Here is a 14,640-nt window from a genome sequence, read left to right as displayed (position 1 = left end):
AGAACCTCAGAACCTCAGAACCTCAGAACCTCAGAACCTCAGAACCTCAGAACCTCAGAACCTCAGAACCTCAGAACCTCAGAACCTCAGAACCTCAGAACCTAAAAAAAAAGAGATTGTTTCACTAGTGCGAAACAATCTCTTTTTCGATTAAGAGTTTTCTAACTTAGAAACTAAAACTCCAGAGCCTTAGTGTCTTAGAACCTCAGGACCTAAAATATAATAGAAGTATTAACTGTTTAACCGTTTGTTATAGCAGAAACGTATAAACGAGTTAGATACCAAAAAATACTCGTGTGTATTCAAAACATTTATATAGATTAGAGTACATGTATACACCGTTTTTTAATACTATGTGGCTTAATTTTTCCATGATGCAAAATTTAAGTTTAACAATTACTCTCTAGATGGTTCATATTGTGATGATTCTTCTTCTTCGTCAGAAGTATCATGCGAAGATTCGCTTGGTTTTGAAACCAGATTGGTTACGATAAGCTGTACGATTGAACCTAAAATTCCTTTAAACATCGAATCGCCTTTACCAACAATAAATCTTTTGGCAAAATAACCAATCGCAATACTTATGGCAGATTGTGCCAGATGGCTTTTAAAACCAACTGTTTCGTTGATTTCTTCAACCGTATTTCGAATTAGGTTAATAGGCTTTAAATTCTCTTTAAGGTCCTCAATATGGTCTTTAATCGCGCACCATTCTGTATCCTGGCGGTCTTCTAATAGTTTTATTCTCTGATTTAATTGATCAATAGTGTAAATAGGCTCCATAATAGTCTGGTTTAGTTATTAATTGGTTTAAATCAGTTTTTACTTTTCTTTTAGAATGCTCGATATAATCGAATTTCCAATTGGAGTTTTTATCAGCTTATGATGCGTTTTGTGCACTATAATGGCTACGATTAAATAGAAAAGTGCCATGATAAAAAAGCCGAAATAATATTCTCCCAGTTCTTTTCCTATCCATAAACTTAAACCTATATTAAGGAATAAGGTAAAAAATGCAACAACAATACCGACTGCGATCTTTGATGCTAATGATGAAACACCATCGGCAACTGAACATACAGTTTTAAGTTTTAATAATTCTAAACTTGTTTTTGTATAGTTTTCAGCTTTTTCATAAAGATTTAAATTCTCGTTTGTTGTTGCATTTGGTTCCATGATATTGGTATTTATGGTTTGAAAAAATCACTTTGTATTTAGTAGTTCGATTTTACAGCTTTAGCTTCATCTTTAACTGCATTGAAATCCTCTTTTACCTGATTGAATTTTGATTTTCCTTCTTCGATGATTTCTTTACCGTTTGAAGAGATTGTGCTTACAATACCATCAAATTTTGTTTTAATATTATCTCCGTAATCTTTCGATTTGTCTTTGATTTTTTTTCTGGTGTTTGAACCTTTATCCGGTGCGAATAAAACTCCTAATAATGCTCCCGCCACTGCGGCTCCTACGATTCCTAAAATTGTGTTACTTGCTTTCATAATATTTGATTTTTAATAGATTAATATATTTATTTAATGTTGATTCGTTTTTTAAATGTCTCGTCCTTTGATCAGTCTTAGTAATACTGCGATAATCGCAATTACTAATAGAATATGGATAATACTTCCAAAACTGTATACAAAGAATCCAAGAGCCCACAGAATGATTAATATTACTGCGATGGTGTATAATAAGTTTGACATGGTTTTTTATTTTGTGGGTTAGTAATTCAGTTTAATTTAGCTTATACGAAAGGTATAAGGATAAATTGCTGTTTTTTGCATCTGGAACAGTATAAGTAGTTCCGGCAACCGTTCTTTCTTTTCCAACAGTTGTAAGACCGTAGTTGTAACGTAATCCAATGCTTATTGGACTAAAGTCTACTCCAATACCTGCAGCAATACCAGCATCAAATTTGCTTAAATCATCTCTGTCGATTTCCTGATCAAAGCTAATATCGCCGTCTCCGCTTACTTTAGAACTTACCAGGTAAGATGCATATCCACCGGCATGAATGTTAAAGTTTTTAGTAATGTTAACTCTTACTAAAAGAGGAACTTCGATATAATTTAATTTGAATTTAGTCGATCCGCTTGCAAAAGCATTGTTGTATTCAAATTCAGCACCTTTTGTAGTAAACAAAACCTCTGGTTGAATAGCTACGAAATCTGAAATTGGTAATGTTGCATATACACCGGCATTAAATCCGTATAGTATATTATTGTCATCTACATCATCACCGCTTCCGTACAGGTTAGACATATTGAATCCTCCTTTTACACCAAACTCGGTATTTACATTATTGTCCTGAGCGTGCAGCATTCCAAATGAAGCTGAAATAAAAAGGGTTAAGGCGCATAAAAAATTAGTTTGCATTTTCATAATAAAATAATTTAGTTAGTAATCTGGGCTTTTAATAATTTCTCTTTTTTTTAATTGTGTTCTTTGATCAAAACTTCGGTTTCCCTAAGTAAATCAAACTGTTCAGGCAAATACTTCAATACTAATTTTAAAATTACTTTATCGTTGGTCTCTTTCGAAACGTTTTCTAATAACTTAATCTGCTCTTCGAGGCATTTTTTCATAGAATTCAAATAAACTCTGTCAAAACTGGATGAATTTGCGATAATCAATTCGTAAGTATCTTGTCGGTGCGATGCATTTATTTCAGATATGATAAGCAGTTTTTTATTTGCTAATTCTGTTATTTCCTGCAACAGCCGATTTTGATGGTTTTCGATTTTTTTACCTAAAATCACTATTGAATTTTCTGAACTTTTTTGTTGTGCAATTTGACTTTTTGAAATAATCGTTTTTCCAAGATTTGCCGTTTCAATAAAAAAGAAAGCTATTGTTTCTTCTTCTTCATTTTTTGTAAAAGCTTCATTTTTTTTTAATACGTTTTCTATTGAATTATTTTTTTTGCATGATGAAATGCAGATTATAATTAGTATAAAAAGTACTTTAAACAATGTTACTTTAAGTACGGGTCTTGCTGTCATTATTACTTCATAAAGTATTACATTACAAAGATGCTAACGAATGGAACGTTTTGCTTTACAGCATAAAAAAGAAACGTTATATAATTCCCATAAAGAATTTATATAACGTTTAATGTGTAGTGTTTTAGGGTGTTAACGAAGTTTAGTCCGGAAGAAAGATGGTAAAAACAGAACCTTTATTCAGCTCGCTGTTTGCCATAATATAACCTTTATGGTTGTCTACGATTTTCTTACAAATTGCTAACCCGATTCCGGTTCCCGGATAATCAGTTTTAGAATGCAGACGCTGAAATAAAATAAAGATTGTTTCCTTAAATTGAGGATCAAATCCCATTCCGTTATCTGTAAAAGTAATTTTATGGAACTTCTTAATATTCTGATCTAAAATTTCCGGATAATCTTCAGAATTTACTTTTATACTGTCAATCGTAATTGCCGGTATAACATTAGGTTTGCTGTATTTTAGAGAATTACCGATTAAGTTGATGAAAAGCTGTTCGATTTGATACGGAATAACCGAAAGTTTAGGAAGTTTCGCTGCCATGATTACGGCACTTTTTTCTTCAATAATTTCTGTTAGTTCAGATTCGGCATTATCCAGTAATTCATTTAAATTCATTTTAATGAATTCCTTCTTCGTTGTATTTGTTCTCGAAAACAAAAGTAAATCATCAATTAAAACGCGCATTCTTTTTGCCGAAACTTCAATTTTAGAAATATAATCTCTTGCACTTTGTGACATAACCGCTTTATCGGCATCTGAAACTCTCGAGATAAAAGTCTGTATTTTTCTAAGCGGCTCCTGTAAATCGTGACTTGCAACGTGATTAAAAGAAGCCAGTTCTTTATTGCTTTTTTCAAGTTCCTTATTACGTTCCTGTAATTCTATATTCAGTAAATGTTCATCGGTAATATCAAAATTGATTCCCAGTAAAATTTTACTTCCCTGTTGATCGGTTAATAATTTTCCTGTAGATTTAAAATATCGTATTTCGTGATTAGGAAGAAGTATTTTATAATACACAAACGGAAGTTGTCTGTTTTTGATGATCCCTTCAATAGAATTGGAAACGGTTTCTTTATCATCTGGATGCACAAAATCTAAAAAGGTTTCTTTTGCAGGAACAAATGATCCGGGTTCATGACCCAGCAAACGATATTGATTGTCTGAATAATCAATTTTATTAGCATCCAAATCCCATTGCCAGGTGCTGAATTTACCAATAACTTCAGATTCAGCAATTAATCCGTTTGAAATTAAAAGTTTTTTATTGAAAATTTTCAAGCGCTGAAAATCTTTACTGATTTGTCTGTACGCCAAAAGAATAAAGAATAAGGCTGCTAAAAATAAAGAAATAGAGAAAAGCGGACTTAATGAAATTTCGTCATCGTAAATTTTAAGTCTGTTTTTAAGATATGTTTTTTCGATGTCATTCATTTCGTCTACTTTAAAACGAATGTTTTCCATCAGAATTCGTCCTCCAAACATATGATTATCGAGTTTTCGTTTATCATATGTTTTGGGATCGCTGTATTTTAGGCAATTTTCGAAAGAAACAAAACGCTGAATTATCAGTTTAAATAACTTTCGAAGATTTTCCTGCTGTTTTGGATTATCAGCAGTTAATTTTTTTAAGGTAATGAACGATGTATTTACTTTATCTCGAGAATAAATATAAGGAGTTAAAAATCGTGCATTTCGGGTAATAATATAACCTCTCTGGCCGGTTTCGGCGTCTTTTATTGCCGACATTAAACGTTCGAGCTGAATGTTTATTTCGTACGTATGCATAACCAGTTTGCTAGACTCGTTTAAGTCCTGATTATGTTTATAAGCAATAGAAGAAAGAAATAACAGAATGAAAACTGCGATTACAAAAATAACTCTCAAAGAGTTTGAAGAATTAAAATTTGGTATCCATTTCATTGGTATACTATTATTTTTATTTTAGTCGCAGCAGGAAATTATCACGGTTTAACCCAGAGGTATGATAGTGCCAGTTTACGGTCACGACTTCATTAATTATTTTTTTAAGCGTATTAAAATCACTAGGCTTTTTGATGTAGATATTAGCACCCTGAATAAAGGTATCTTCAATATCTTCTTCAGATGATGAAGTAGAGTAGATAGCAATTATTATATTTTTCAGATGCTCTGTTTTTTTAATTTCAATCAAACACTCTTTCCCGGTTTTCTTTGGCATATTCAAATCCAGAAACAAAATATCCGGCAGTTTGTTGTCAGAATCTAATAAATAATCCATCAACTGCATTCCATCATGCACAAATTCTACGTTAGTTTGTATTTTGATTTCTTCAAATGCGTCCTTAAAAAAAAGACGATCATCCTCATCATCATCTGCCAGTAATATATTTAATGCGTTTTTTTGCATTTTAGTATGTTATTTAGGTTTTTATTTTAGGTTTTCTCTTCGTTTCTTAATTATTCTTTGAAATGCCGACGGTGTAATTCCGGTCGTATTTTTGAATTGTGTACTTAAATGCGCAACACTAGAATAATTTAGTAAGAATGCGATTTCAGTTAAACTCATTTCGTTGATAATAATTAATTGTTTTGCTCGCTCAATTTTTTGTAAAATAATAAAATTTTCGATAGAAGAATAGGTTACTTCTGAAAACACATTCGACAAATATCCATAACTATGATTCAGTTTTTCGGCAAGAAATACAGAACTTTTGTAGTTATTGCTGTCTTCCATAAATACCAATTCAATTATGGCGTCTTTTATTTTCTGAACTAAAACACTTTTCTGATTTTCAACTATTTCAAATCCGCACGGGGTTAGATTATTTTTTAAAGTTTCTAGTGCATCAGCATCCAGATTATCATCAATTTCAATTTCTCCAAAACCTAAACTGGTAAAATTTATATTATTTTGTTCCAGATTTTGTTTTAGATAAAGTGAGCAAATGGTGTTAATGTCAAACTTTATAAATAGTTTCATTTTATAAAAAATTTTGGTTAAAGATAATTAATTATTTTGTGGTTACCGCGTTTAATGTTTTTTAAAAATAAGTTAAACAGTATATAAATCAGTAAAACTTTCAAAAAAATACCGCCTAATATTTGTTTACTAGACGGTATTTTCCCTGATTGAGTTGTAAGGATTACAAATCTGACAGGATTTGATGAAATTCTTCTTTTGTTTTTCCCAGTTTCTGCTGAAGTTTTCCGTACATTTCGTCTTCTTTTCCTTCAGCAAACATCAAATCGTCATCTGTTAATTCAGCATATTTTTGCTTCAATTTTCCTTTTAACTCATTCCAGTTTCCTTTTATCTCTGTAGTATTCATGATCGTGTTTTTTTGTTTGTTATTAATAGTAATGTAAAGGTGCAACTTGTATTTTGAATAAATTTTACATCAATTTCGGCTTCCGCTGCATAATTCACATTTTCGCTTATTCTATACTTTATAACGGCGTAAAACCCATGCCATTTTCTCGTGTTCCTGCAATAAACCTGTAACAAAATCGGCAGAACCGGCATCTTTCGTTTCATTTTCAAAAACCGGAATATAATCCCTAAATTCAGTAACCAGTTGCTCATGATTTTCCAGAAGTTCTTCAAGCATATGTTTTTGAGACGCATATTCTTTTGGAGATTCTTTAAGAGTCGAATTTTCTATAAATTCTTTCATTGTGCCAATGGTTTTTTCACCAAGCTGACTAATTCTTTCAGCAACTTCATCAATTTGAGCTTCCAGAATTCGGTACTGTTCTTCAAACAATTTGTGCAATTCCATAAAACTATTTCCCGAAATATTCCAGTGAAACTTTCTGGTTTTTACATAAAGTGTCATTTCATTAGATAAAATTGTGGCTAATATGGTAGAACTCTTTTTTAAGTTAGCGGCAGATATTCCGATATTTGGAGTCATAATTGATTGATTTTATGGGTTTAGTCCAAAATTAAAAAGGAAGCACTTGGAGTTTCTTACATAATTAATCAAAGATGTTACATCAATTCAATGTTTACGTAACATTTTAATGATTTGATTATTGTAGTTTTGCCGCCAACTTAAACTCAAAACCCAAATTTTAATGAAGAAACTATTACTTATTTTATTTCTTTTTATTACCTCTTTACAAGCCGATGCACAATCCTATATGGGATATTTTCAGGACAATTATGCAGGAGTTCAGAGTGTACTTTTTAATCCGGCTTCGATAGCCGATTCTCGTTTTAAAACGGATATTAATTTATTCTCTATTAGTGGTTCTGTTCAGAACGATTTATATGGAGTTAAACTTTTTGATGTTTACAAAGACGGATATGATTTTGACACCCAGTCAAAAATGAGCCCAAAAAATGCTAATAATGCATTGATTAATTTTGATATCATGGGACCTTCGTTTATGTTTAACATTGCGCCAAAACACACTTTGGCCGTATTTACAAGAGCAAGATCAATTGCTAATGTAAACAAACTTAACGGATTCCTTGTAGATCAGGTTAGAGACGGTTTAGATAAATCAGATAACTTTAATTACAACCTTGGGAACCCAAATGTAGCAGCAAATGCATGGGGAGAAGTTGGTATTTCTTATGCTGCGGTTTTATACCAAAAGAATCAGCACTTTTTAAAAGGAGGTTTAACGGCTAAATATCTTCAGGGCGGAGCAAATGCTTATGTTCAGGGGAAAAATGTAAGTGTGGCTTACCTTGAAAATACAGTAAATCCAAAACAAGGATCGTTAATTTCAAGCGGCGAAATTTCTGTAGGAGGAAGCCAGGATTGGGAAAATAATGAAGATTATGATTTTGATGCAGCTTCACGCGGATTTGGTTTTGATTTTGGATTGGTTTACGAATGGAGACCAGATTACGAAAAATATGATATTAGAAATGCAAAACCTGCAGACAACAACTTTAGAGATCTAAACAAATACAAATTGCGTTTTGGATTATCTGTAACCGATATTGGTTCTATCAATTATAAGAATTCAAAAATTGATACTTATAATGTAAATGGAGCTATTACACAGCAAATGATTGATGATGCTGATGATTTATATGAATTCTTAAACGAACATTATACTAAGGTTTCAAGTACAAAAGGGGTAAAAACAAATTTACCAACAGCTATTCATGCTGATGTTGACTGGAATATGCACAACAAATTTTACTTGAATCTTAACGGAGATATCAGTATGGTTTCTGAGAATAAATTAAACTCATACGGAATTGCAGACAGAGTTACATTGACGCCTCGTTACGAAAGCAGATGGTTTAGTTTTTATGTACCAATGACCTACATGGAATACAGTGGTATGCAGGCTGGAGCAGGTTTACGCGCAGGTGTTTTCTTCATTGGTTCTGGTTCTGTCTTAAGTAATTTAGTTTCTAAAGATTCAAAAGGAGCCGATTTTCACTTAGGAATGAAAATTCCGGTTTACGAAAAACAATTTAAAGATACAGATGGTGACGGTGTAATTGACAAACAAGATGCTTGTAGAAAAGTTGCCGGTCCTGTAGAAAATAATGGATGCCCTTGGCCGGATACAGATAAAGATGGTGTTTTTGACAAAGACGATGCTTGTCCGGATGTTGAGGGACCAAAAGAAAACAAAGGATGCCCTTGGAAAGATTCTGACGGAGACACTTTATTAGACAATGTAGATGCATGCCCAGCAGTTGCAGGTCCTTTAGAAAATAAAGGATGTCCTTGGCCGGATACAGACGGAGATGGAATTTTGGACAAAGATGATGCGTGCCCGAATGAAGCTGGATTAGCAGAAAATAAAGGTTGTCCAAGTTTAGATGCTGATAAAGATGGGGTATTAGATAAAGATGATGAATGCCCGTTAGTATATGGACCAGCAGATAACAAAGGTTGTCCTAAAGTTACCAAAGAAACATTAGCACAATTAAAAATGGAAGCAAAATCAATTTTCTTTACAACAGGAAAAGCAACTTTAAGCGATGCTAAATTGGGAGAAACTTCTGGAAGATTAGATGCTATTAAAGAAATCCTGAAAAACTATCCAAATGCTAAGTTTACTATTAACGGACATACAGATAATGTAGGTAATGCAAAAGCAAACCAAAAATTATCTGAGCAGAGAGCAAAAGCGGTGATGGATCTTTTAATTGAAAAAGGAGTAAATCCGGCTAACTTAACTTCTAAAGGTTACGGAGCTTCAAAACCAGTTAAATCTAACAAAACAGCTTCTGGAAGAGCAGAAAACAGAAGAACTGAAATTGTTTATTTAGGCAATTTATAATCTGTACATAATATATAACCAAAAAGCCATTCTTAATTGAGTGGCTTTTTTTATTTTTGCATACTTTTTAAAAAGAATTATTTCTTTTAAACAGAAGTCCTAAAATAACAATATGACAACACAACAACTACACGAACAAATTCTTCAAAAAAAATCATTTTTATGCGTTGGCTTAGATCCTGATTTAGATAAAATTCCAGCTCACTTATTAGAAACCGAAGATCCAATTTTTGAATTTAATAAAGCGATAATCGATGCTACTCACGATTTAACCGTGGGATATAAACCCAATACCGCTTTTTTTGAAGCTTACGGAATTAAAGGATGGATGTCTCTGCAAAAAACGATCAATTACATAAACGAAAAGTATCCTGATATTTTTACAATTGCCGATGCTAAACGAGGCGATATAGGAAATACTTCAAGTATGTATGCTAAAGCTTTTTTTGAAGATTTAAATTTTGACAGTGTAACCGTTGCTCCTTATATGGGAAAAGATTCTGTTGAACCTTTTCTGGCGTTCGAAAACAAACACACCATTATGTTGGCTTTAACGTCTAACGAAGGTGCTTTTGATTTTCAGACTTTAAATACAAACGGAACAGAATTATACAAACAAGTTTTAGAAACCTCTAAAACATGGAAAAACAGCCAGAACTTAATGTATGTGGTTGGTGCTACAAAAGCAGAGTATTTTGCCGATATAAGAAAAATTGTTCCAGACAGCTTTTTATTAGTTCCGGGAATTGGCGCTCAAGGCGGAAGTTTATCAGAAGTATGTAAATACGGAATGAATGATAAAATTGGTCTTTTAGTAAATTCTGCGAGAGCGATTATCTACGCTTCAAAAGGAACAGACTTTGCCGAAAAGGCCAGGGAAGAAGCTTTAAAAGTACAGCAGGAAATGGCTGAGATTATTAATGCTAAGTTTTAAATAATTTTATAAATAGATTAACCGCAAAGTTCGCTAAGGTTTTTCGCAAGGTTCGCAAAGAAAAATTTTGCGTTCATAGCGTAAATCTTTGCGAACTTTGCGGTTAAATAGACAATCTAAATAATGAAACAATTTCAAGACCAATTAGGAACTTTACATTTTTTTGAAAATTCTCCAAAGAGAATCATTTCTCTTGTGCCTTCTCAAACCGAATTGCTTTATGATTTAGGTTTAGAAGAAAAGATCATTGGAATTACTAAATTTTGTGTGCATCCATATCATTTAAAATCTACTAAAAAGATTGTGGGCGGGACGAAGAAAATTCACTTTGAAAAAATAAAACTATTGCAACCGGATATTATCATTTGCAACAAAGAAGAAAACACAGAAGAAATTGTAAACCAGCTAAAAGAAATCTGTCCGGTTTGGGTTACGAATATTGTTTCTATAGAAGATAATTTCCAGATGATTTCAGATTTCGGTCAAATCTTCAAATGCAGAACGGAATCTCAAAAGTGGAATGATAAATTGACTTTTGCCTTGAGCGATTTTAAAAAATATATTCAGGATATTGAAATTAAAAAAGCAGCTTATTTTATTTGGAAAGATCCTTATATGGCTGCAGGAAATGATACTTATATAAATGAGTTATTAAAGCTGAATCATTTTCAAAATATCTACGAAGATAAAGGACGTTATCCTGAAATCGAACTTAAAAAAATGCGTTTAGAAGGGGATCCGGATATTGTTTTTCTTTCCTCAGAACCATATCCTTTTAAAGAAGAAGATGCTTTTGAAATTGGAAGGTTTACCCATCACGCCAAAACCATCTTTGTCGATGGCGAAATGTTCTCCTGGCACGGCAGCCGATTATTAAAGGCTTTTTCTTATTTTAAGGTATTACACGAAAGGTTGAAGAATTAGTTTTCTTTGTTTCAGTTTTCAAGTTTGTTGAAAGCTTAACTGCAAAGAGCGCAAAGATTTACGCAAAGTTCGCAAAGTTTTTTATCTAAAGCTTTGCGAACTTTGCGTTTATACAAACCTTGCAGAAAAAAACTTTGCGCTCTTTTGGTTAAATTAATTTCAAAGTAAAAACCTGAAACAAAAACTTATATAAAAAAGAATGCCGGCATCTCGAAGACGCCGGCATTATTTAACTAACCAAAACCAAAATAATAAATAACCAGTTTATTACATTACAAATGTCCGACATATATCAAACTTATGGTGTTAAGATCTTGTTATTACTTTGTTGGATATAAGTTAATGTTCAAAATATGCAATTGAGGTTTCTTTGTTTCAAGTTAATTGGATTACATTTTTTCACCCCAAAGAACGCTGAGATTTAGGCAAAGTTCGCAAAGTTTTTACCTAAAGCTTTGCGAACTTTGCTTTTATGTAAAAACTCATAAATAAAAAAAACTTTGCGTGCTTTGCGGTTAAAATTATGTTCAGCGTAAAACAGCCTGAAACAAAGAAAAACTGAAAACTGAAATAAAATAATATAAAAAAAGAATGCCGGCATCTCGAAGACGCCGGCATCATTTAACTAACCAAAACCAAAATAATAAATAACCAGTTTATTACGTTACAAATGTCCGACATATATCAACCTTATGCTGTTAAGGTTTTGTTATTACTTTGTTGACCATAAGTTAAGATTTGTCAAAGCTCATTTCTGAGCTTTCTGCAGCGTTAAATAATTTTTGCCTATTAAAACATAAAAACAATCAATTTTGTTTATTAATATCCTAAAGATAAGTTTGTATATTTGATAAAACATTAAAAATCAGCAAAATGGAAACAAACAAAAAATTAACAACAGCTACAGGAACACCGGTTCCAGACAACCAAAATATTCAAACAGCTGGCCCTCGAGGTCCCGTTTTATTACAAGATTTTTGGTTTTTGGAAAAAATGGCACATTTTGATCGTGAGGTAATTCCAGAACGAAGAATGCATGCTAAAGGATCTGGAGCTTACGGAACTTTTACAGTAACTCACGATATCACTAAATATACAAGAGCCGATTTGTTTTCGGAAATTGGAAAAAAAACTGAAATGTTTGCTCGTTTTTCTACCGTTGCCGGAGAAAGAGGTGCTGCTGATGCCGAAAGGGATATTCGAGGATTTGCTCTAAAATTTTATACCAATGAAGGAAACTGGGATTTAGTTGGAAATAATACTCCGGTATTCTTTTTTAGAGATCCAATGAAATTTCCTGATTTGAATCATGCGGTAAAACGTGATCCAAAAACCAACTTAAGAAGTGCTGATAACAATTGGGATTTTTGGACATTATTACCTGAAGCTTTACATCAGGTTACGATTGTAATGAGCGACAGAGGAATTCCTACTTCATACAGACATATGCACGGATTTGGAAGTCATACTTTTAGCTTTATCAATCATCAAAATGAAAGACATTATGTGAAGTTTCATTTTGTAACGCAGCAAGGAATTGAAAACCTTTCTGATGAAGAAGCTGCAAATTTAGTAGGAGGGGACAGAGAAAGCCATCAAAGAGATTTATTTGATGCTATTGAAGATGGAAATTTCCCAAAATGGAAATTATTCGTTCAAATTATGACCGAAGAACAAGCTGAAAATTACCGTTTCCATCCTTTTGATTTGACTAAAGTTTGGTTAAAAAGCGATTTTCCATTGATTCCGGTTGGAGAATTTGAATTAAATAAAAATCCTGAGAACTATTTTGCCGAAGTAGAGCAAGCAGCTTTTAATCCGGCGCACGTGGTTCCGGGAATTAGTTTCTCACCAGATAAAATGCTTCAGGCACGTTTATTCTCTTATGGAGACGCACACAGATATCGTTTAGGAGTTAACAATTTTCAGATTCCGGTAAATTCATCCAGATGTCCGTATAATACTTTCCACAGAGATGGCGCAATGCGCGTAGACGGAAATAACGGATCTAAAAAACATTACGAACCAAATAGTTTTGGTGAATTACAAGAACAGCCAGAATTTAAAGAACCGCCATTAAAACTTCACGGCGATGCATGGGCACATAATTTTAGAGATGATGATAATGATTATTTTACACAGCCTGGTTTATTATTCAATTTATTAACTCCAGAGAAAAAGCAATTATTATTTAAAAATACAGCGGCACAAGTTGGAGGTGCTCAAAAATTCATCCAGATTCGTCACATCAGAAACTGTTTCAAAGCTGATCCGGCATACGGAGAAGGAGTTGCAAACGCTCTTGGTTTAACAATGGATGAAGTAAATACTTTTGATGATCCTAGATTATCGATTGTGGTTAGATAAGGTTCTGAGATACTAAGTATTAAGTTTCTAATTTAGTATAACAATAAACCCGACAGGTTTTTAAAATCTGTCGGGTTTGCTTTTTGTAAACCAGATTTCTACTTTGCTCAGAATGACATTCCTTTTTTAAGATTCAAAATTAAAAACCAGCGAATATCTGTTTAATTCGTTAAATCGGAAGGTAAAAACTTAGAAGCTCATTACCTTAGAACCTTAAGAAAAAACTACTGTTTTATTACTATAAACCATTGTTTTGCGTTCAGCATGCAGTTTTATAGCTCTTGCTAAAACGATACGTTCTAAGTCACGGCCTTTCATAATGAAATCTTCAACTGAGTGAATATGTGAAACTCTTGCAATATCCTGTTCGATAATCGGACCTTCGTCTAATTCTTCGGTAACGTAATGACTTGTTGCGCCAATAATCTTTACACCTCGTTTAAAAGCCGAATGATACGGTTTTGCGCCTGGAAAAGCCGGTAAAAACGAATGGTGGATATTGATGATTCTATTTTCGTAAAGCGAAATTAAATGGGGTGTAATAATCTGCATATAGCGCGCCAGAACAATAAAGTTAATTTCGTATCGCTTTAATAGTTCAATTTGTTTGGCTTCGCCTTCTTCTTTATTGTCTTTTGTAAAAGGAACACAGTGAAACGGAATATCAAAACGTTCTGCAATCGATCTTAAATCATTATGATTGCTGATGATAACCGGAATTTCTACATTTAATTCGCCTGCGCTGTATCTTCCTAGTATATCAAACAAACAGTGATCGTATTTAGAAACAAATAATGCCATTTTTGGTTTTTGTTCCTGATTGTACAAATCCCACGACATATTAAAATCAGCGGCGAGTGTTTTATCGAATTCCTCTTTCAGGCTTTCAATTGTAATTTTCGGATTGGTAAATTCACATTCCAATCGCATAAAAAATACATTTTGCTCTACATCAACGTGCTGGTCTATATAAGTAATATTTCCTTCTACTCTTGCAATAAAAGTAGTCACTGCGGCAATAATACCTTTTTGGTCTTTACAGTGAATAAGAATGGTTATTTTTTGCATTTTGGTTAATTGGTTAATCGGTTAATTGTTGATTTGTTTCATCGTTTAATTGCTAACCGTAAATTCCGATTACACAACTAAACGATGAAACATTTAAA

The 14,640-nt window shown here is 32.8% G+C and carries 16 protein-coding genes; 4 read left to right on the top strand and 12 right to left on the bottom strand.

All coding sequences use genetic code 11. From position 1 onward, the window contains the following. Positions 1-396 precede the first annotated feature (396 nt). The 11 genes from L1276_RS06560 to L1276_RS06510 all read right to left on the bottom strand — a co-directional run bounded on the left by L1276_RS06560 (position 397) and on the right by L1276_RS06510 (position 6,902). Positions 397-783 (bottom strand): hypothetical protein, encoded by a 387-nt coding sequence (locus tag L1276_RS06560; RefSeq protein ID WP_253786286.1) that lies wholly within the window; start codon positions 781-783, stop codon positions 397-399. 39 nt (positions 784-822) lie between these two features. After that, complete coding sequence (locus L1276_RS06555; protein ID WP_253786285.1) at positions 823-1,176, bottom strand: hypothetical protein; 354 nt, start codon at positions 1,174-1,176, stop codon at positions 823-825. 38 nt (positions 1,177-1,214) lie between these two features. Continuing rightward, entirely contained in the window at positions 1,215-1,499 is a 285-nt protein-coding gene (locus L1276_RS06550; protein WP_253786284.1) for a YtxH domain-containing protein, read from the bottom strand. Between the two features lie 51 nt (positions 1,500-1,550). Then, positions 1,551-1,703, bottom strand: coding sequence for a lmo0937 family membrane protein (locus L1276_RS06545; RefSeq protein WP_253786283.1), 153 nt, complete (start codon positions 1,701-1,703; stop codon positions 1,551-1,553). 31 nt (positions 1,704-1,734) lie between these two features. Continuing rightward, on the bottom strand, positions 1,735-2,382 hold the full coding sequence (locus L1276_RS06540; RefSeq protein ID WP_253786282.1) for a porin family protein: 648 nt from the start codon (positions 2,380-2,382) through the stop codon (positions 1,735-1,737). Positions 2,383-2,432: 50 nt separating this feature from the next. Then, complete coding sequence (locus tag L1276_RS06535) at positions 2,433-3,002, bottom strand: DUF4142 domain-containing protein (protein WP_253786281.1); 570 nt, start codon at positions 3,000-3,002, stop codon at positions 2,433-2,435. Between the two features lie 142 nt (positions 3,003-3,144). Continuing rightward, positions 3,145-4,929, bottom strand: a complete 1,785-nt coding sequence (locus L1276_RS06530; RefSeq protein ID WP_253786280.1) for a CHASE3 domain-containing protein — start codon at positions 4,927-4,929, stop codon at positions 3,145-3,147. 16 nt (positions 4,930-4,945) lie between these two features. Further along, the gene (locus tag L1276_RS06525; protein WP_253786279.1) at positions 4,946-5,395 is read right to left on the bottom strand and encodes a response regulator; all 450 of its coding nucleotides are present in this window, start codon (positions 5,393-5,395) and stop codon (positions 4,946-4,948) included. 21 nt (positions 5,396-5,416) lie between these two features. Continuing rightward, complete coding sequence (locus tag L1276_RS06520) at positions 5,417-5,968, bottom strand: AraC family transcriptional regulator (protein ID WP_253786278.1); 552 nt, start codon at positions 5,966-5,968, stop codon at positions 5,417-5,419. Between the two features lie 163 nt (positions 5,969-6,131). After that, on the bottom strand, positions 6,132-6,317 hold the full coding sequence (locus L1276_RS06515; protein WP_071636919.1) for a CsbD family protein: 186 nt from the start codon (positions 6,315-6,317) through the stop codon (positions 6,132-6,134). A gap of 111 nt (positions 6,318-6,428) precedes the next feature. Next, positions 6,429-6,902 carry a Dps family protein gene (locus tag L1276_RS06510; RefSeq protein ID WP_253786277.1) on the bottom strand — a complete coding sequence of 158 codons (474 nt, stop codon included), beginning with the start codon at positions 6,900-6,902 and terminating at the stop codon, positions 6,429-6,431. A gap of 163 nt (positions 6,903-7,065) precedes the next feature. Here L1276_RS06510 and L1276_RS06505 point away from each other — a divergent pair, with 163 nt between their 5' ends. The 4 genes from L1276_RS06505 to L1276_RS06490 all read left to right on the top strand — a co-directional run bounded on the left by L1276_RS06505 (position 7,066) and on the right by L1276_RS06490 (position 13,474). Next, positions 7,066-9,249, top strand: a complete 2,184-nt coding sequence (locus L1276_RS06505; RefSeq protein WP_253786276.1) for a DUF5723 family protein — start codon at positions 7,066-7,068, stop codon at positions 9,247-9,249. A 112-nt stretch (positions 9,250-9,361) separates the two neighbouring features. Further along, positions 9,362-10,183, top strand: coding sequence for an orotidine-5'-phosphate decarboxylase (pyrF, locus tag L1276_RS06500; protein ID WP_253786275.1), 822 nt, complete (start codon positions 9,362-9,364; stop codon positions 10,181-10,183). 123 nt (positions 10,184-10,306) lie between these two features. Further along, positions 10,307-11,107: an ABC transporter substrate-binding protein gene (locus tag L1276_RS06495; protein ID WP_253786274.1), complete on the top strand. Its 801-nt coding sequence runs from the start codon at positions 10,307-10,309 to the stop codon at positions 11,105-11,107. Positions 11,108-11,980: 873 nt separating this feature from the next. Continuing rightward, the gene (locus L1276_RS06490) at positions 11,981-13,474 is read left to right on the top strand and encodes a catalase (RefSeq protein WP_253786273.1); all 1,494 of its coding nucleotides are present in this window, start codon (positions 11,981-11,983) and stop codon (positions 13,472-13,474) included. A 213-nt stretch (positions 13,475-13,687) separates the two neighbouring features. Here the strand turns inward: L1276_RS06490 and purU are convergent, their stop codons facing one another. Beyond that, the gene (gene purU / locus L1276_RS06485; RefSeq protein WP_253786272.1) at positions 13,688-14,542 is read right to left on the bottom strand and encodes a formyltetrahydrofolate deformylase; all 855 of its coding nucleotides are present in this window, start codon (positions 14,540-14,542) and stop codon (positions 13,688-13,690) included. Positions 14,543-14,640 lie beyond the last annotated feature (98 nt).

The sequence above is a fragment of the Flavobacterium sp. HSC-32F16 genome, assembly GCF_024171645.1.
Lineage (GTDB): Bacteria > Bacteroidota > Bacteroidia > Flavobacteriales > Flavobacteriaceae > Flavobacterium.
Note: the sequence above shows the minus strand (reverse complement) of the source record. Positions and strands in the feature narration are given on the sequence as shown.

Coding starts and splice junctions, on each gene's coding strand:
- L1276_RS06550 (WP_253786284.1), bottom strand. CDS start 1,499: ATGAAAGCAAGTAACACAATTTTAGGAATCGTAGGAGCCGCAGTGGCG.
- pyrF (WP_253786275.1), top strand. CDS start 9,362: ATGACAACACAACAACTACACGAACAAATTCTTCAAAAAAAATCATTT.
- L1276_RS06510 (WP_253786277.1), bottom strand. CDS start 6,902: ATGACTCCAAATATCGGAATATCTGCCGCTAACTTAAAAAAGAGTTCT.
- L1276_RS06540 (WP_253786282.1), bottom strand. CDS start 2,382: ATGAAAATGCAAACTAATTTTTTATGCGCCTTAACCCTTTTTATTTCA.
- L1276_RS06520 (WP_253786278.1), bottom strand. CDS start 5,968: ATGAAACTATTTATAAAGTTTGACATTAACACCATTTGCTCACTTTAT.
- L1276_RS06530 (WP_253786280.1), bottom strand. CDS start 4,929: ATGAAATGGATACCAAATTTTAATTCTTCAAACTCTTTGAGAGTTATT.
- L1276_RS06505 (WP_253786276.1), top strand. CDS start 7,066: ATGAAGAAACTATTACTTATTTTATTTCTTTTTATTACCTCTTTACAA.
- L1276_RS06490 (WP_253786273.1), top strand. CDS start 11,981: ATGGAAACAAACAAAAAATTAACAACAGCTACAGGAACACCGGTTCCA.
- L1276_RS06495 (WP_253786274.1), top strand. CDS start 10,307: ATGAAACAATTTCAAGACCAATTAGGAACTTTACATTTTTTTGAAAAT.
- L1276_RS06535 (WP_253786281.1), bottom strand. CDS start 3,002: ATGACAGCAAGACCCGTACTTAAAGTAACATTGTTTAAAGTACTTTTT.
- L1276_RS06560 (WP_253786286.1), bottom strand. CDS start 783: ATGGAGCCTATTTACACTATTGATCAATTAAATCAGAGAATAAAACTA.
- L1276_RS06515 (WP_071636919.1), bottom strand. CDS start 6,317: ATGAATACTACAGAGATAAAAGGAAACTGGAATGAGTTAAAAGGAAAA.
- L1276_RS06545 (WP_253786283.1), bottom strand. CDS start 1,703: ATGTCAAACTTATTATACACCATCGCAGTAATATTAATCATTCTGTGG.
- purU (WP_253786272.1), bottom strand. CDS start 14,542: ATGCAAAAAATAACCATTCTTATTCACTGTAAAGACCAAAAAGGTATT.
- L1276_RS06555 (WP_253786285.1), bottom strand. CDS start 1,176: ATGGAACCAAATGCAACAACAAACGAGAATTTAAATCTTTATGAAAAA.
- L1276_RS06525 (WP_253786279.1), bottom strand. CDS start 5,395: ATGCAAAAAAACGCATTAAATATATTACTGGCAGATGATGATGAGGAT.